At 59.0% G+C, this 16,836-nt stretch carries 18 protein-coding genes; 10 read left to right on the top strand and 8 right to left on the bottom strand.

Annotation, left to right across the window (positions count from 1 at the left end):
• Window positions 1-23: 23 nt before the first annotated feature.
• Window positions 24-794 carry a ParA family protein gene (locus tag ACZ5G6_RS23960; protein WP_498692170.1) on the top strand — a complete coding sequence of 257 codons (771 nt, stop codon included), beginning with the start codon at window positions 24-26 and terminating at the stop codon, window positions 792-794.
• Window positions 795-1,471: 677 nt separating this feature from the next.
• Here the strand turns inward: ACZ5G6_RS23960 and ACZ5G6_RS23955 are convergent.
• Entirely contained in the window at window positions 1,472-2,020 is a 549-nt protein-coding gene (locus ACZ5G6_RS23955) for a recombinase family protein (protein WP_498692168.1), read from the bottom strand.
• Between the two features lie 242 nt (window positions 2,021-2,262).
• Window positions 2,263-3,303 carry a LacI family DNA-binding transcriptional regulator gene (locus ACZ5G6_RS23950; protein ID WP_498692166.1) on the bottom strand — a complete coding sequence of 347 codons (1,041 nt, stop codon included), beginning with the start codon at window positions 3,301-3,303 and terminating at the stop codon, window positions 2,263-2,265.
• Window positions 3,304-3,461: 158 nt separating this feature from the next.
• Between ACZ5G6_RS23950 and ACZ5G6_RS23945 the strand changes: the two genes are divergently transcribed.
• The 7 genes from ACZ5G6_RS23945 to ACZ5G6_RS23915 all read left to right on the top strand — a co-directional run bounded on the left by ACZ5G6_RS23945 (window position 3,462) and on the right by ACZ5G6_RS23915 (window position 11,389).
• Window positions 3,462-5,792, top strand: a complete 2,331-nt coding sequence (locus ACZ5G6_RS23945) for an FAD-dependent oxidoreductase (protein ID WP_498692163.1) — start codon at window positions 3,462-3,464, stop codon at window positions 5,790-5,792.
• 3 nt (window positions 5,793-5,795) lie between these two features.
• Window positions 5,796-6,758 carry a carbohydrate ABC transporter permease gene (locus ACZ5G6_RS23940; RefSeq protein ID WP_498692161.1) on the top strand — a complete coding sequence of 321 codons (963 nt, stop codon included), beginning with the start codon at window positions 5,796-5,798 and terminating at the stop codon, window positions 6,756-6,758.
• A 3-nt stretch (window positions 6,759-6,761) separates the two neighbouring features.
• On the top strand, window positions 6,762-7,643 hold the full coding sequence (locus ACZ5G6_RS23935) for a carbohydrate ABC transporter permease (RefSeq protein ID WP_498692159.1): 882 nt from the start codon (window positions 6,762-6,764) through the stop codon (window positions 7,641-7,643).
• Between the two features lie 35 nt (window positions 7,644-7,678).
• The gene (locus ACZ5G6_RS23930) at window positions 7,679-8,962 is read left to right on the top strand and encodes an ABC transporter substrate-binding protein (protein WP_498692156.1); all 1,284 of its coding nucleotides are present in this window, start codon (window positions 7,679-7,681) and stop codon (window positions 8,960-8,962) included.
• A 105-nt stretch (window positions 8,963-9,067) separates the two neighbouring features.
• Window positions 9,068-9,409, top strand: a complete 342-nt coding sequence (locus tag ACZ5G6_RS23925) for a winged helix-turn-helix domain-containing protein (protein WP_498692155.1) — start codon at window positions 9,068-9,070, stop codon at window positions 9,407-9,409.
• Between the two features lie 80 nt (window positions 9,410-9,489).
• Window positions 9,490-9,756 (top strand): helix-turn-helix domain-containing protein, encoded by a 267-nt coding sequence (locus tag ACZ5G6_RS23920; RefSeq protein WP_498692152.1) that lies wholly within the window; start codon window positions 9,490-9,492, stop codon window positions 9,754-9,756.
• Between the two features lie 616 nt (window positions 9,757-10,372).
• Entirely contained in the window at window positions 10,373-11,389 is a 1,017-nt protein-coding gene (locus ACZ5G6_RS23915; RefSeq protein ID WP_498692151.1) for a DUF559 domain-containing protein, read from the top strand.
• Window positions 11,390-11,545: 156 nt separating this feature from the next.
• On the opposite strand, the gene ACZ5G6_RS23910 is transcribed toward ACZ5G6_RS23915, so the two are convergent.
• The 6 genes from ACZ5G6_RS23910 to ACZ5G6_RS23885 all read right to left on the bottom strand — a co-directional run bounded on the left by ACZ5G6_RS23910 (window position 11,546) and on the right by ACZ5G6_RS23885 (window position 14,697).
• Window positions 11,546-11,779: a hypothetical protein gene (locus ACZ5G6_RS23910; protein ID WP_498692149.1), complete on the bottom strand. Its 234-nt coding sequence runs from the start codon at window positions 11,777-11,779 to the stop codon at window positions 11,546-11,548.
• 39 nt (window positions 11,780-11,818) lie between these two features.
• On the bottom strand, window positions 11,819-12,472 hold the full coding sequence (locus ACZ5G6_RS23905) for a DUF6308 family protein (protein ID WP_498692148.1): 654 nt from the start codon (window positions 12,470-12,472) through the stop codon (window positions 11,819-11,821).
• Complete coding sequence (locus ACZ5G6_RS23900; RefSeq protein WP_498692146.1) at window positions 12,469-12,951, bottom strand: hypothetical protein; 483 nt, start codon at window positions 12,949-12,951, stop codon at window positions 12,469-12,471. The genes ACZ5G6_RS23905 and ACZ5G6_RS23900 overlap by 4 nt, the downstream gene beginning before the upstream one ends.
• 10 nt (window positions 12,952-12,961) lie before the next feature.
• The gene (locus ACZ5G6_RS23895) at window positions 12,962-13,495 is read right to left on the bottom strand and encodes a type II toxin-antitoxin system VapC family toxin (protein ID WP_498692145.1); all 534 of its coding nucleotides are present in this window, start codon (window positions 13,493-13,495) and stop codon (window positions 12,962-12,964) included.
• Complete coding sequence (locus tag ACZ5G6_RS23890) at window positions 13,488-14,303, bottom strand: hypothetical protein (RefSeq protein ID WP_498692142.1); 816 nt, start codon at window positions 14,301-14,303, stop codon at window positions 13,488-13,490. Before ACZ5G6_RS23890 ends, ACZ5G6_RS23895 begins: the two co-directional genes overlap by 8 nt.
• Before the next feature lie 88 nt (window positions 14,304-14,391).
• On the bottom strand, window positions 14,392-14,697 hold the full coding sequence (locus tag ACZ5G6_RS23885) for a hypothetical protein (RefSeq protein WP_498692139.1): 306 nt from the start codon (window positions 14,695-14,697) through the stop codon (window positions 14,392-14,394).
• 534 nt (window positions 14,698-15,231) lie between these two features.
• On the opposite strand from ACZ5G6_RS23885, the gene ACZ5G6_RS23880 reads away from it, so the two are divergent.
• Both ACZ5G6_RS23880 and ACZ5G6_RS23875 read left to right on the top strand, forming a co-directional pair.
• Window positions 15,232-15,582, top strand: a complete 351-nt coding sequence (locus ACZ5G6_RS23880) for a DUF3846 domain-containing protein (RefSeq protein ID WP_498692136.1) — start codon at window positions 15,232-15,234, stop codon at window positions 15,580-15,582.
• 87 nt (window positions 15,583-15,669) lie between these two features.
• Window positions 15,670-16,653, top strand: coding sequence for a DUF4192 domain-containing protein (locus tag ACZ5G6_RS23875; protein WP_498692134.1), 984 nt, complete (start codon window positions 15,670-15,672; stop codon window positions 16,651-16,653).
• Window positions 16,654-16,836 lie beyond the last annotated feature (183 nt).

Below are 16,836 nucleotides of genomic sequence, written 5' to 3'. Positions count from 1 at the left end.
GTTCAGTAGCTAGGAGTACCGACGTGAAGGTAACTGCGATAGGTAACCGAAAGGGTGGCGTTGGAAAGACCTCCGTCACGCTCGGCCTTGCGACGGCATTGCGCCTCATAGGAAGACGGGTTCTTGTCATCGATCTTGATCCGCAGTCCAACGTGTCTGAGGCATTGGAGGGAGAGGGAGAGTTCGACATCTTCGACGTTCTCTATGGTGGCGAAGCCGGAACGCTCGGCCAGGCGATCACGAGCACGACTTGGAATGGAATCGACCTAATTCCCAGTTCAGAGGCATTGGCGCGGCTTGAGTCTGAAGCGCTTATGACCCCTGAAATGCGCCTCAAGACGGCCGCCTATGGTGCCGATGAACTGGAGAACTACGATCATGTGCTGATCGACCTTCCGCCTGCTCTTGGTCGATTGACTCTCAACGGACTGATTTGGGCTGACCGCGTCCTTGCCGTCACTGAGCCAGCCGCGTTTTCGGTCAAGGGCGTCACTGAGTTCTTGGAAACGGTGAAGAAGGTGAAGTCACTGCCGCACTTGAACCCAGATCTGGAGTTCCTTGGGATCATCATCAACAAGACGAGTTCGCCTCTGACATCCGAGCACGCGTACCAAATTGGTGAGCTGCAGGAGGCCTACGGGCCCGAGGTTCGAGAACCCCATCTGCCATTGAGGACTGCCATGCAGGACTCCGTTAGCACGAAGGCTCCTCTGACCAAGTTGTCAGGAAGGGGAGCGGCGATCATGACGGAGAAGTTCGTCGCACATGCACGGTATCTGGACGGAGTGAACTGAAGTGGCACTGCAGCGGAAGTCAGCCATAAAGAAGGCACCCTCAGCCGATGTTGTTGAGGCCCTGACATCGGCGGATCGCCTTGGTCAGTCAGAACCACAGCCAGCCTCTGAGCAGAAGCCTGAGAAGGTACAAGCTTCGTCGGAGGCGGGTGTCCTGCAGTCGACTCGTCGCCCTGGGCCTGGAAGGCCGCGCGGGAAACGCCGAATGGAGCCATTCTCATCAAAGATTGAGATAAACCTACGCGATGAGTTGGATGCCTATCTTGCCGAGAACGGTGTAACGATCACTGACTTCTTGGACGAAGCTATCAGGGAGAAACTGGCTTCAATAAATACATCTGGACAGAAATAAAATTTGAGGCCCTGCAGTGGCTGGGCCTCTACTCCGCAGACGTACACAAGGGCACCAGAAATAACGGAGGCCGCCAGACAGACTGGCGGCCTCCGCTCCCGCTAGGGGATGTTGTGCCAGAACAAGCGGGCAACATCAACGACTAGTCTGATGATGTTGACCACCAGGTTCCAGGCGCCCCATGGTTCCTCGCGTTTCCGTTTGGATTCCATGCCGGACACCTCCTCCCGGAGGAACAGGGCACGGCGCGCACGGGCTTGTGGGCACAACAGCGTTGCGCCCTACGTGCGTAGGGCCATAGACTCAAAGTGTGATGTTCGAGGTTCTATGGCCCTCTTACCGCACCAATGAGCGCACCGCGCTGAACGAAGACCCGAGGCCTAAGTCGGGTCTTCAGTTCTTTAACGGCACAGCAGGCTGTTGCCTGATGGCTCAAGCCTATCGGTCCTCGGCCTCTGCCCGGGATGATGGACCAGGTCTTTGCGGACTGGTTCACCCGCCCGTGTTGCCGGGGGAGCGAGGCGGCAGGTGCCGATACAGGGTGGTTCGCGCCATGCGCCATGGGGCTCTCCGGGTTTGAGGTATCGATCCGCAGCGGATCGGCCAGCGTCCGGACACCTACGCCGCGCTCTTTTAGCTCGTGCATCAGGTTCAGCGTGTCTCTGACGGTGCGGCCCAGACGGTCCAAGGTATGGACCACGATTACATCTCCCGCCCTGGCGTGGTCGAGTGCCGCGTGGAGGCCTGGTCCGTCCCTAGTGGCTCCTGACCTTTTATCGGCAAAGACCTTGGTGATGCCGGCGGCTGCCAGGGCATCGAGCTGCCGGCTCAGATCCTGTTTGGCGGTTGAGACGCGGGCGTATCCGAAATCCATGCGTGCACCGTACCGAAAGTTGCTCCCGTGACGCTCGCTCACGTCGTGTGTTTTGGCATAACATCCGATACGCAAAGATTTCCGTGCGTTGAACGGATGCTACCTAGGGGAGTGTGTCCCATAGATCTGTTCCAGTTCCAAGGTAGTGGGACAGGCCGCCGGCCAAGCAATTGCGTTAATCCCGGGCGGATTCACCAGTGAGGCAGAAGACACGCCACTGTCCAGACGCGGGGAAGAGGCGACTACTTTGGCATCTTGCGGGGGAGGCCGGTTGAAGTCCGAACTACCAAATGCGGTGTGAGCACGTCGATAGCGGGAGTCGTTTGGGCGTCAGTTTGGGCGACGTTGTTCAACCTCTGATCCAGCCGTTCAACTGCAGCCTTTGCAAGTTGGCGCGAGCCTTGGGCGACTGATGTTAGGCCGATGTGGGGCAGGGAGGCGACGTGGCTATCGTCATAGCCCACGATGGACACGTCGGCAGGGATCGCGACACCTGCCCTGAGGAGTTCGAACAGCAGACCAACTGCGGTGGTGTCGTTGTATGCCAAGACGGCGGTAGGTAGTTCGCCTTCTAGCAATATGCGGGCAGCTAAGACGCCTGATAGGTCCGAACCATCCCCTTCGATAACCCTGGTCTCTTCGGGAAGTCCCAGTCTGTCCATCGAGTTTCTGTACGCAAGGCTTCTTTCAAGCCCCGCAAGTGATGATCCACCTGAAACGTGGACAATTCGTCGATGGCCAAGGCTGACAAGGTGCCCCATTGCTTGTGCAATACCCTCAGATCCCGAAGCCTGGACAAGATCCGTTCCGTGACGGGATTGCATGTGGCCGATTGCAACAGTGGGAACCTGGGACGCAACGGAAATTGCTTCCTCGTTCATCGTTGGCTCAGGGTCAATCAGTATGATGCCATCGCAGCGGGCACTGAGCAGGTTCTCCGCCGCGCGTGAGCTGGAGATGTTTTCTGCCAAGGCGCCGAGCATCATGGCGTAGCCCCGCTCGGCTGCAGCGACGTAAAGCCATTGCACCACGTCCGCGTGAAAGGGCGACATCAGCGAGTAGAGTATTCCGATTACTTTGGAGTTGCGGCTGCGCAGCAACCTCGCGCGTGAATCCGGCCGGTAATTCAGGTCGGCGGCGACGGCAAGCACCCTTTGCCTCGTTTCTTCCCCAATACCAGGCAGATCCCGGAGCGCCATTGACACTGCCGCTGGCGAAACCCCAACCTGTTTGGCGATATCAACGATGGTGGGGCGTCGACCGTTCCGATTCGGGGAACCCATAGCCTGCCTTTCCTTGAAACTATGTATTGACATGGTCCCATGCCGATCACATACTAATTCTACTAGAACGTTTAAGTTCTGCGAAGCGGCGGCATCACGCGAACATCACAGGAGGCGTGAACTTGCGCCATGCACGAGAAACTTGAAGGGGTAAATAAGTGAAGTTTGTCGAAGAAGACTACGACGTAGTGGTCGCAGGCGGTGGTCTGGCGGGCTTTTCCGCAGCAGTTGCGGCAGCTCGCCATGGAGCAAAGGCCGTACTGATCCAGGACCGTCCCGTTCTGGGCGGAAATTCCTCCTCCGAGGTGCGGGTCACCCCGCACGGTGCCGCAGCCTTTCACGGCTATGCCCGGGAGACAGGGATCATCTCCGAAGCGTTGATCCAGGAGCGGGCGACAAACCACGCCAAGATCGAGGAGAACGGCTGGACGAACAGCGTTTGGGACCTCGTTCTCTACGACATGGCAGTACGCACCGAGGGACTCACCCTGCATTTGAATACAGCGCTGGAAGAAGTCGATGTCACGGACCAGCGAATCACAAGGGTCCGGGCCCGGGTGGCCAACGCCGAAACAATTATCCAAATCACCGGAAAGACGTTTATCGACTGCACCGGCGATGGGACTCTTGGCGCGCTGGCGGGGGCCGAGTGGCTCTCGGGCACAGAATCAGCTTCGGAGTACGGTGAACCTGATGCGCCGAATGAAGCGACGGATGGGACCATGGGAAGTTCGCTTCACTTCAAGACCGTCGATACTGGCAGCCCGGTACCCTTCAGGGCCCCTGAATGGGCGGTCAAATATGACGATCCGTCCTTCTTCCGAAAGGGTGCACGGCTCCCGAAAACCCTCTCTAGCGGCTATTGGTGGATCGAAATCGGCGCACCATGGGATTCCATCCATGACAACGAAGCCATTCGTCACGAACTCACGCGACATGTTCTGGGCATCTGGGATTATTTGAAAAACAGGGACCCATACTGGTCCGACAAGGCCCAGAACCTGGCGCTGGACTGGATAGGCCAAGTGCCGGGAAAGCGTGAGAGCAGAAGGCTGCTTGGGGATCTGGTGCTCACTGAAAATCACCTCATTGAGAACGTGGAATTTGAGGACGAAGTAGCCTTCGGGGGGTGGTACGTCGATCTGCACACTCTTGGCGGACTCTTGGCCGAGGATGCCGAGCCCGTAAGTACGGCGCTTTTCGCTAATCCGAAGTCAAGCTTCGGCTCTTCCAAGTACGTCGGGCCTTTTGGCATCCCTCTTCGTGCGCTGATGAGCAAGGATCTTTCCAACCTGATGTTTGCGGGAAGGAATGTCAGCTCGACGCACGCCGCCTTGGGTGCCCTACGTGTCATGGGAACCACAGCCGTGATGGGCCAAGCCGCAGGCACGGCAGCAGCCATGGCCAAGGACGGTGATGGGATCGAGGGAGTGCTTACTGAGCAGATGGGGGAGCTCCAGCAGGTCCTACTGCGTGATGGCTGTTTCCTGCCCCACGTGCGGAACGCAGATCCGGGCGACCTTGCCCTTAGCGCTGTTGTCACGGCCAGCAGCTCTGAAAAGGTCCGCGGAGTGGGGCCGAACAGTGCGAATTGGCTCGGAGGAATCGACCATTGGCGAGACCACCCTGTTCACCCATTTACCGGACGTCTCGAGAGGAGGACGGCGCAGTGGGTCGCCGTCGGTGCGGGGCAAGGTGTGGAAGTTCTCCGTCTCGCGCTAAGCAACGACAGCGACTCAGCCCAGGAAGTGGCTGCCACGGTCCATAAAGTCGACAACATTTGGGATTACAGGACGGAACCGGGAGGAGCTTTGGGTAAAGATATCCTCGTCGTTCCGCCCGGTGGACCGCATTGGGTCGAATGGCCTGTGAATATCTCGCGGGAGGATTTGGCGCAGGGCGGGTACATTCGGGTAGATCTTGACTCGGCGCCGGACATTGAATGGCACGTCTCCAGTGCTGTCCTCCCGGGCCAGATTGCCGGGTACGAGTATAGTCCAGGGCGTTATCGTCGCTTCGGCGGAGGATCGACGCTGAGCTTCCAGATCGAACCGGCTCAAGAGGCTTATGCTGCCGAAAACGTACTCACCGGTGTGACACGTCCGCATCAGGGCACCAACCAGTGGAGGTCAGATCCAGTTGCACCGCTTCCGCAGTGGCTCAAGCTGTCTTGGGAGGAGCCCCAACTCATCCGTCAGGTCCAGATCACGTTTGCTGGACATCTACTGCGCGAATACCACGCCTACCCCGCCCTCTACCGTGACCCGCAGTGTGCGCGGGACTACGTCCTCGAAGTGGATGCCGGTGGTCGATGGAAGGAAGTCGCCCGTGTTTCAGGCAATTATTCGACTCGCGTCGTACATGATCTCCCCGAAGGTACCACGGCCGATAGCATCCGGCTGACCGTGTTTGCCACTAACGGCGATCCCTCCGCGGGAGTCTATGAGATCCGCTGCTATGAGTCCCCGCTCTGCTCAACGGTTGGCTAAATCATGTCGCTTCATACCAGAACACCCTCTGAGGTTGGCCCGGGCATTAGCGGGCACAAGCCTAGTAAGGGGCTGCTTGCGCCGAACCGCAAGTCCAAGCGCGGGGCGTCCTTCCCTTATCTGCTGGTACTCCCGGCTCTAGTCCTCTTTGTTCTCGTTATCGGATACCCCTTTGTCCAGTCTCTGGCCTTCGCTTTCTCCGACCGGAGCCTGCTCAGCACAGAGGAAAAATTTGTCGGGCTCGAGAACATTGCGGCATTCATCTCGGCGCCCTCATTTGGTCCGATCCTGTGGCAAACCATCATTTTCGTTGGGGCGTCCACGCTTGGAGCCTTTGTCATCGCTCTAGCCCTCGCGTTGGCTTTGAACACGCGGATGGCAGCAGTCGGGGCACTTCGAACGGGTTTTCTCATTCCATGGATACTCCCTGGCGTTGTCGTCTCGTTCGTCTGGCTGTGGATCTTCGACACCAACTACGGTGTCCTGAATGCTGGGATTAAGATGCTCGGCTTAGGAGAAGGGAACACTAACTGGCTGGATTCTCCCCAGCTCGCCATGTCGGCGATAATCGTGGCTAAGATCTGGCACTCGTTCCCGTGGATGACGATCCTGATCCTAGCGGCGCTGCAGGGGGTCCCCTCAGAAGTGCACGATGCCGCAGCCGTGGACGGGGCCTCCGCTTGGAAGAAACAGATCTTCGTCATCCTTCCGCAGATCAAACCGGCCTTGGCCCTGACACTGCTCTTAGAGACGATCTGGGGCCTCCAACAATTCGAAATCCCCTACGTCATGACAAGCGGCGGACCGGTCGGATCTACGACAACTTTCTCCATCGCGCTCTATAAGGCTGCCTTCAGCGACTTCGACCTCGGAAAGGCCGGCGCCATCGGCGCTATCTGGACAATCCTGATGAGCCTCCTCGTGGCCATTTACGTCGCATACACCATCAAGCAGGAAAAGGACTAAGTAATGTCTGCAACCCTGAAAGCGCCAGGAAGGGTGCGCCCCGGCCGATCTGCCCCCGGTTCCGCTCCTGGGCAGCGGCGCTCAACCACCGCCCATGTCACCGTCGCAGTATTGCTGCTGTTCGCCCTCTTCCCAGTTATGTGGATGGCGTTGACTGCCTTCACCTCAAATGAGGACATCTTCCAATTCCCGCCCTCGCTCCAGCGCTCCTTCACCTTGGACCACTTCGCCGAAGTCCTCACCAGTGCGACGCTCATGCAGTTTATGGTGAACGGTTTGATCGTAGCGACCACCACCACAATCATCAGTCTCTTCCTAGGTTTTACGGCCGGATACTCTTTTTCAAAGTTCCGCTACTACGGCCGCACCCCCCTCATGTACCTGATACTCGTCGCCCAGATGGTACCGGAAGTCTTGCTTCTACTCTCGCTGTATGCGTCCTTTAATGCCCTCGGCCTGCTCAACACCTACGGGGCACTTATCCTCTCGTACTCAACATTCACACTCCCGCTTGCGGTATGGATGATGAAAAATAGCTTTGATGCGATACCCAACGACCTCATAGAAGCCGGCCGCATTGACGGAGCAAGCGAATTCAGAATCATGATCACCGTGCTGCTCCCTGTATGCCGAACCTCCTTGATTGCCGTTGGCCTCTTCGCTTTCATCAGGGCATGGAACGATCTGGCCTATGCGCTCACCTTGGTCGACACACCTTTGCAGACTCTTCCAGCCGGCCTGTCCCTGACCTTCCTGGGAGAGTTCCAGAACTCCTACGGCCAGATGATGGCTGCATCATTGGTGACCTCGCTGCCCGTAGTCGCGGTCTTCCTGATCCTGCAAAAACACTTCGTAAGCGGAGCCCTCGCTGGCTCTGTCAAATGACACCCAAACAACCAAATAACGAATAGGAAAACGAGATGGCAACGACGCCAAGTTCAACAGCCGCCCTGTCCCGCCGCGCATTTCTCGGAGCGGGGGTCGGCACCGCAGCCGTGGGATTTCTCGCAATGACCGGCTGTGCCTCTACATCAAGCAGCCCCGCGGCCAACGGACCCTTAACCATTACGTCGTGGGTCTTCGGCCAGGACTCAGGAACAGCACTCAAAGCAGTCGTGGCAGACTTCGGCGCTTCCACTTCAATCAAAACCGAAGAAAACACCTACCCGTACCTGCAGTACCTCAACCAGCTGGTCCTTAAGGCCAAAAGCAAGAGCCTCACAGGAGTAGCCCACATAGACGAAGAATGGCTTTCCACCCTAGCCCTCACCGGTGCTCTCAAAGAAGTTTCAGGAATATTCGACCAGTCTCTGTACCCAGACTCCGTGAACAACGCCGGCACCTACAAGGGGAAGAGGTACGCCATGCCGTGGACACAGTCAGCCATCGGCGTCATCACAAACACCGAAATTCTCGCGCAGGCTGGAGTCTCCAATCCGATCCGTACCACCGACGAGTTCACGGCAGCACTTCGGGCATTGAAGAAGGCTGACGGCAACCTCATCCCCTACGCCCCCTGCACCAAGGTCGAACAGCTTAAGGACATCATTCCCTGGATGTGGACCTTCGGCTCTCCGGTCGTGGACGGCGAGACAGTTACCTTGGGTGACGACGGGTCAATCCAAGCATTGGATTACTGGAAGCTTCTCCTGGATGAAGGACTGATCCAGGCTGGAGTCGTCCGCGACTCCGCCCGCACTCTCTTCGCCCAGGGAAAAGCCGCCATCTACGATGATGCTCCCCAGGCCGTCGGTATCATTCCTGGCCAAGCCAAGGATCCGAACATTGCATCCAAAATGAAGCCGGTCGCGCGTCCCACCAAAACGGCGGGGGACCAGCCGCGTGCCTTGGTCTGGAGCCAGCCACTGGTGCGCTTCAGCGATGAGGAACCCACGGCAAAATTTATGAAGTTCATGAGCGCCGATACCAAAGCCGCTCAGAAGCTCTTCGAAGCCGCCGGGCAACCTCCAACAACAAAGGCAAACCTGGCCTCGGACTGGTTCAAAAACAACACGTTCCACAGCGAATTCGATAAGCAGATCGCCGCCACGGCGACCCGCAACCCGTTCTGGAACTTCCCAAGCGCCTCATCAGCCCAAACCCGGTTCAATGAACACGTCGAAGCGGCACTATCTGGGAAGGTCACCGCCAAGGCCGCAATGGCCGCAGCAAAAACGGACTTGGAGACGATGCTCAAGGGGTAACACCAGCGGTGTTAGGCTGACCCGGCCCAATAACGGGCCGGGGCACGGCCCTCAACCAAAGGTTTAGCTCCTTGTCGCGGGAGTGATTGTTGCTAAGGAAACCATGTGAAGGCACAAGTGTCTCCCTTGCTAGACGGGCGAACGACCAAATCCATAATCCGTATCCTGCAAAGCGGACCCAGTTATCCCAAGGCCTTGGCCGAAAAATTGGGCTTGTCACAGGGATACATCAGCAACCGACTGACTCAGCTGAACGCTCATGGACTCGTCAATAGCGAAAAACTCGGACGCCACATGATTTACAGCCTGTCCGCGGAGGGGGAACAGCGCCTTCAAGCCCACGAGGCCAGGATGAAGCAGGCACAGCCTGGACGACCGGACGGACAAGCCCGGCAATATTGTGGAATTGTCTGCCCTGAATGTGGATCTTTAAGGACAGATGTCTGAGCAATGCTTTAGAACCCGTGGGCGCACCATACGGCAGGCACAAGTGGCGGGCGAGAGAGACGCCAAGTTAAGCGTTCGGCATGGGACGACAGAGGTCAATGACCTACGGCAAGAAGTCCGGGCCGGTGACTCAGCACCTCGAAGAACTCTTCGGGCTCTCCCGGAACACCGTGTACCGCTGGCTCCAAACCGGAGTGATTCCTGCCTACCAAGTCGAGAAGACATGGTTGATCTCCAGAGATCAGGTCAAGGACTGGGTCTGGGAAAACCGGAACACCCTCAGGAAGGGCCAGACGCCGGAAGTGACTGAGGATCAGCCCCAGAGCGAAGATGGAGAACGTCAATGAGTACCTAGACCCGCCCCTTGGTCGGCGGGGCTACCCTCATGAGCGCCTATGGGGCACAAGCGCACCAATACGGGAACTTTGTCAGAGGCCTCACATAACATCCCTCTAATGGGCGCTATGCGCGGGGTTTTAGAGGGGGAAATTTGTGAAAGCACTTGAAGAGTGGCCGGTGCTAATGCCCGAAGAGCGCACCCAGCTGGGTCTTTCGCGGCGGGCGCCTAAGCCCGAGACTACGGTCGCGGCCCGGCATCCAGAAGTATTGGACATGTGGGACGACGATAATGCCTTCGGCCCAAATGACATTCCTGCCTCTTCGCCGGTGAAGGTGCGTTGGGTGTGTGGGCGAGGGCACAAGTTCGTAGAGTCAGCAGTAGTCCAATGTGTTGCGGCATCCGGCTGGCGCCGAGACGCCGGTGGATCACGTTCATGCTTCACGTGTGTGGGGGAGCAGCTGCACGGCTGGGTGCGGCTTGGATGTGGTCACGAAGTCATTGCCAAGCCTGGCTCCGACAACATGGCCATGTGCCGCTCATGTCGGGCTGCTTCCTACGCCGACAAGAGAACGGTCAAGGGTCCCAAATACCCCATCGGGACTGTAATCCAGTCGCGGAATCTTATGACTTCCCAGACTGAGGAGCAGGTGCGGGCAAAACTCGTGGCCGCCGGGTTCACGGTCCATAAGGGGCGCAGCGGTATACAGTGCGGTCAGGAACCGCGCCTGAAGAATTTCCCCATCCTCACGCCAGACATCCTGATTTCGAAGACCAAAGTATGCGTCGAAGTCGACCCGGCGCATACTCATGCCGGCAAGGAAAGGGAGGACAACACACGGAACCAGCTCCTGGCTGGCGCGGGATGGAAAGTTGTCCGTCTAAGGCTCGGCAGCCTTGGAGCCATCGGGGACCATGATGTGCTGGTCGAGTCTGGAAAGGTAACGAATGAGGCGATCGAAGCCCTGGCAGCAGCTGTTGCTGAAGCAGTTGAAGGCTGGCCTGGAATCGTTCGAAGAATCAAAAAGATGGCCCCGGCCGTAGTCCGGCAGAAGTCTCGTTTGGGCGCCATCGCCCAACACAAGCGCTACGACAAAGCCTTTTACGTCTCGTGGCAGCTGGATTCCGGGCGAGTTGAGCGGATGGTGGCCATGGAGGATGGACGTTACTTGGCCACCGCAGAACGCTGGGAAGCGCCAAAGTTTATTTGCCCCTTGGGGCTGCATGAGCTGCCAAGGAAACAGTGGCGCCACGCTTTGCAGGAGGTCTTGGGAAAAATGTCAGATCCAGACTTCATGCCCAAGTCCAGGTTTCCCTGGGGGGACGAGCTATTCATCGGAGAACAAGCATCAACTGTGCAGGTTCACCCGAGGTTTTATTTGGGCGCGTCGTCATGGGATCTGACGGCCAATCTAACTGGCGTAGACGCCTTTACCAAGCATGCGATATGCGCAGGTACGGATGTGCGGGCTGAGCTGCACCCAGAGGCCGCCGAACGCGGCTGGTTCATTGCTGCCGTGGGGCAACACAAGGGAAGGCACGGCGAGTACCAGGTTATCCAACTACGGGTGGCCGCGGCCCAAAGACTGGGTCTGGCAAAACCGGAACCCACTCAGGAGGGGCCAGGCGCCGGAAGTGATTGAGGACTAGCCCCAGAACCCCTGATCAGCTCCGTTCACGCACCTTGCACGGCTCTTGGCGCCCTTCTTTCCCCTGGCTCCCCACTAAGCGACATTCCGCACGCGCGCGATACCGAGCCGGTGCACCAAGCACCGTCACGATGTTGTGTGAGTATGCAGCTATTCGCTTTGTGCTTCCAAGAAGATGGCCAACTCGGCGTCAGTTGGTTCTCGGAGTTCGACCGGGGTTATGGCCGGTGTTGCGGCGAGGAGGTCATTGATGGACGTCTGCCCGTCAAGCTCGGTGGGTTGCAGGTGCTCGGCATCGGGGTGCATGTTGACCTTTCCGTTGTTGTTCAGGAATAACGTAGTCCTGGGTGCGGACAATGGTCCCGCCGTGATGGATGTCTGCATTCAAAAACTGAACTGAGGCGGGGGCGACTTGGGCCCCTGCTACCAAACCAGGATGTCTAGAATTCGCAGATCAGTTAGTTGGTTCATTAGCCGGACCTCCTGTTGTTTCGCCGTGTCAGCCGATGTGTAGGAGCGGATTCGGCCGCGCAGTTCGTCCAGTGCGCCGGAGGTTCTTGCGGCGAGTAGGTCCTTCCGCACGGCAAGCCAGGTGCGGCGCCGCCATCCAAGCTGTGGATGGTCCGTACGGAGGACCTTAGCGGCAGGTGCATAAGCGCGCGCTACGTGGCTGTCGAGGATCGGGAACAGGCTTGGCTGTTTCAGATGCAGGACCTTCGAGATCTTCGCGAAGCTCACGCCCTTGGGAGAGCCTTCAGCGAAATGCCAGTATAGGTCTGTCATGGCGGCAAACAATTTGCCCTCGGGGTCAGCATTCCCTAAGTCGGCTGCGGTCCGAATCCACGGTGCCGTTTCGGAAGCCTCCAGGAAGTACGTCACTTCCTTGTTCGAGATTCGAGAACTGATTTTGCGTGTGCGGATCACTTCATGGGCCGTGAGCTTTCCCAAGTCCCCGGCGCCCAGGTAATCGAAAGCGGCCGGCGTCTTCCTTGGGTACTGTTCAAGAACTCCCAGGGCGTCCTCCACAGTGCGAACGTGACCGGCCACAGTAAGTGCTTGATTCGATCCTTGGTTCATTTGTCCCCCTTCTTTCCATCGATCCGGTTCGCGAACGGACGTAGCCCGCCGTGGCGCTCTTTAAAAGCGTCGATAAGCCGGCTTTCCTCGACCTGCGGGTCTCGGTCCTGGGTGACCACCCAGCAGACCTTGAGGTCTTGAGCATCCTCCAGTTGCCATATGGCACGGCCGCCACGGTGCCCGCTGCTCTTGCCATCGCCGAAGCGACGGTACTTGTTGAGCCGTTCAAATATGCCTTGCTTGCATTGGGCTTTGCCGAAGTAGAGAACCACTGCCTTGGAAATCCAAGCATCCTGCAGCATGCCTAGGGGGTAGTGGCTTCCCTTCCGTCCGGTGCCGGGCGTTACAAACCGCGGTTCATCCGAGCTTTCACGGATGACCGCGTAAACGCCGTGCTCTGTGGGCACTTCTTCGACCGGGATCGCGTCGAATCGAATGAACCCATGGAAGCCTTCGTCTTCAAGCCATTGCAGCGTCACGCATCACTTCCTACGCAGATGCCTGATCAAATAGCGACTCTTGCCACACGATCCGTGGCGTTTGAACCTGGACTTCTCGCACCTTGTGGTCCAAGGGAAAGCCTCCGTCGTGACTAAAAAAATAGTCACAGCCAAGACGAACTGCGGCTGCAAGATGCAAGGCATCCGCGGAGCCAAGCTTCTTGGCCCTGTTGAACCTAAGATGTCCGAAGTCCTTCAGCAGACCCACGGCATCCCGCGTGAGGAACCTGTCGATGTCCGTCCAGGCAGTGGACTCAGCTTGGAACCAACCGCGAAGCAAAGCCCGAATCCGGTCAGTTTCCTTGCGCGCATTGCCGTTGCACAAGACCTCGGCCTCCAGAAGAGGCGAAGCAGCAAGGCGGATTTGCCCGCCCTTTGCTGCCTCAAATACTGACTTAGCAGCCGCCCACCTCGGCTGTCCGTTTACCGGCTCCGTATCCTCATTTCGGGTAAGAAGGTCCAGGTAAACGCAGGAATCCACGTAGATCAGTGGAACTGGAGCGCTTCGATTGTTCCTAGGCATCCCTGACACCCCGCATGTATTCGTCCACTGTCATTCCGTCCAGCCAATCCGAGCCAGCGCCCAGCAACTCAAGAGGAGAGGGCATCCCGAGATCATTCTCAGGAAGTCGTTCAATCTGGGTTATCTCAATGCGTATCGCTTGTCCCCGGGCATTACGGGTTACCAAACCACCGACCAGTACCCGGTGGTTCCAGTGCTCCCGTAGCGATTCTGAAAGCGCCGGAGCTGCGTTTCCGCTGACAGCGCGTTCTGTCTGGGAGTCAAACAACCGAACGCGAAGGATGTTTCTTCGCGGTGTCGCCCCGACAGTATCCAAGATGCCGGAAATAGAACCGTGAGCGACGTCTTTGCCTCGCACTGCTGAAGCGGCGTTTTCCTTCACCTCGGGGGAAAGGATTGCCACAGAGTTGATCTTGCCGTTGTAGGTGGCCATCGAAATTTGGCTGTATTCGTCGCCGGCAGTTGCAATGCGCTGGATCCGTTCCACGGTCTCCGGGCTATACAACTTTGGGATTTCAGGTCGTTCAGAAAGGCTGGCGATGCCGTCCACGAAAGCCTCTACGGGGCGAAGCATGTCGGACTTGTCCCGAGTTCGCGAGGAACCGCGGGGTTCAAGCCGTATAACGGCGTCGTTGGCTTCATGTCTTAAGGACTCAATGACCCACTCTGGCCGCGTCCCCCTCTGAAGGTACAGGCGATCAATTTCTTTAAGCGAAAGGACAACATCGTCCAGCGTTCTAGTGAACCTGTGAACTACGGCCTTTTCCCTGCCCTCTCGGAGCCGTACTTCCAGGCCAGTAGTTGTCATGAGTACAAGCTATCCGATGACCGTGACCGTCCGCGTGACCGTTGCTGATGCTCAACCGGCCGTGCCCATCCAAAGCGCTCCGGCTGGCCTACTTGGCGTCAGGACCTTCCGTAGCAGCATCCGCCACGTCGACGCGGCGGATGATTGCCGCCACGTTCCGCACAGCTGCCGGATCCTCTTGCCAGGGCTTTCCGCCAAGTGAGCAGGCATGAAACCCGGTGACAGGAGACTTTGCCACCGCTTCGGCGAGTTCGGCCCACGCCGCGTTCAGATCTGCCACCTGCTCAGGAGCCAACGGGTGCAGGTCCTTAGGCTTAATGGATCCTGTGCGGGCCGGACGACCTGCACCAATTCCCCGCTTGCGCTGTCGGGGATACCAGCTCCACCAACCCATAGGCCTTCCCTCTGTCTCAACACTCCAATGGGGCAAAGCAAAGGACCGCAACGGTGAGGATGCGGCCCTCTGCCTTGGGGTGTAAACATCCTGCTGCTTACGCCTTCGAGCATGCCACACGGAAGCGGTGATGGCGCATGCTCGCGGGGCGAGCATGCGTGGGCGTCCTCTCCGCTTCGCTCCGTGGCCGGCTGTTGGGTGCTGCCGGTCCGTCGCAGAGCTCCTGCCCGTCATCACCTGTTGCTTACAAGCATTTTTGTGGCTGTCCTGGCGGATCATAAGGTCCCGCTCCGGCTCTTTGCTCCTGCCCCCTCCGCAAGCTCCGGGGCCCTGCGGCACCAGGAATCTTCGACGGCGCTTCGCTTATTTCCTTTCGAAGATCCCAGGCACCTTGCCCCAAAGGGGAGGAGACGCCTCCGTCGGGACCTTTGAGCACTACGTGCCAGCAACAAAAAATCAACGGGGGGTAGGGGAGCTGGCCACTCACCACGAGCGCCCCGCCCACCTTTCTCGGCAAAGAAAGAAGGCATCATCATGCTGAACCACCTGATCGGACTGTACGTCCCGGCGCGGCTGAGCGAGGCCGTCACCGTGCACAGCCTCGACGCACGACACACCAGCCTGCAGATCATCGTCGGCGGCGGACTTGAATGCATCGCCCGGGGCGACTGGCACCTGTACCTGAACGCGGACACCCAAACCACCGGCCCCTCAAACCTCCGCGCGGTGCAGCTGCTCCACGAAACCGGCCTTGACCTGCCCGTGGCCGGGAACGCCGTGTTCCTGGGCAGGGCAGGAATCGACCACGACACCGACGTGCCCGGCTACCTGATCCAACGCGCCGAAGCACTCTTCGACACCCGCCTGATCCAACCAGCGGCCTAAACCCCGCACCCGGTGGCCGGGAACCCGCTGTTCCCGGCCACCACACCCCCTTTCATTCATTCTCGGCAAAAGAAGGAACCAAAGATCATGACGGACAAGCTCACCCTCACCGGACCTGCTGACCTGCTCGCCTACATCCCGCACATGCTCGGCGGCACCCCGACCGAATCGGTCGTCGTGCAGACCACCACCAGCGGGACCCTCGGCGCCACCCTGCGCGTAGACGCACCCATAGGAGCTGACCCGACCGGGTTCGCCCAAACGGTGACCAGCTTCGCCACCCAGGACGAGACCGCCACCGCGACTTACGTGATCGTCTACACCGGCGGCACCGGGCAGGACGAGACGTTCCCGTACGCGGCGCACATCGCCGCGCTCGGCAACGAACTGGCCACAGCCGGGATGCCCGTCCACCACGCCTTCCTGGTCACCGGCACCTACTGGGCCGCCTACGGCAGCCCCGAACGCAACCCGCTGTCCCAGATCATCGACAGCAACGCCAACGCGACCCTGACCTACCTCGGCAGCAACCCCGCCGCGGACGTGTACAACCCGGAACAGCTGGGCAACAGGATCGAACCGGTACAGGCCCCGGCCCGCACCGAGGAATCCCTCGCCACCGCACGGCAGGCATGGAACACCATGCTGGACACGCCGGGAACCCCGGAGACGGCAACCGGCCGGGCCATGGCCGCATGGTTCCAAGACCCCTACATCCGGGATTTCCTGATGGCCGACACCATCACCACGAACAACGGCCGCATGATCGACATCATGCTCGGCAAGTTCGATGGCCGCCCCGACTGGACCCGTGTGGACCGCGCCGAAGCCATGGCTTTCGAACTGATGAAGCTCGTCCCCGAAGGCCAGCGCGCACCGATGCTGACCCTGATGGGCTGGCTGCAGTGGCTCAAAGGCTCCGGAACCCACGCCGACCGGTACCTGAAACTCGCCACCGAGGACGCCCCCGGCTACCGCTTCGCGGTGCTGCTGCGCGAACTGATCACCAACGTGTACATCGCAGACGTCGCCAAGAACCCGGACACCGCCTACAAACGCCCACGGGCCTAAACCACGGACGGCCGGTCCGGAACCAGCACAAAGGGGTCCGGACCGGCCGCCTGGGGTGGCGGGGCGGCCTCCGCCGCTTCGCTCCCCCGGCCGCCATGACGCTGACGCGGGCGCAGCCACGAGGCGCCGATAACCATAACCCTGGGCCTAGACTGGCCCCAGGTAGCGACGGAACGGGGGCGG

The organism is Arthrobacter sp. TmtSoilC51 (assembly GCF_055388015.1).
Note: the sequence above shows the minus strand (reverse complement) of the source record. Positions and strands in the feature narration are given on the sequence as shown.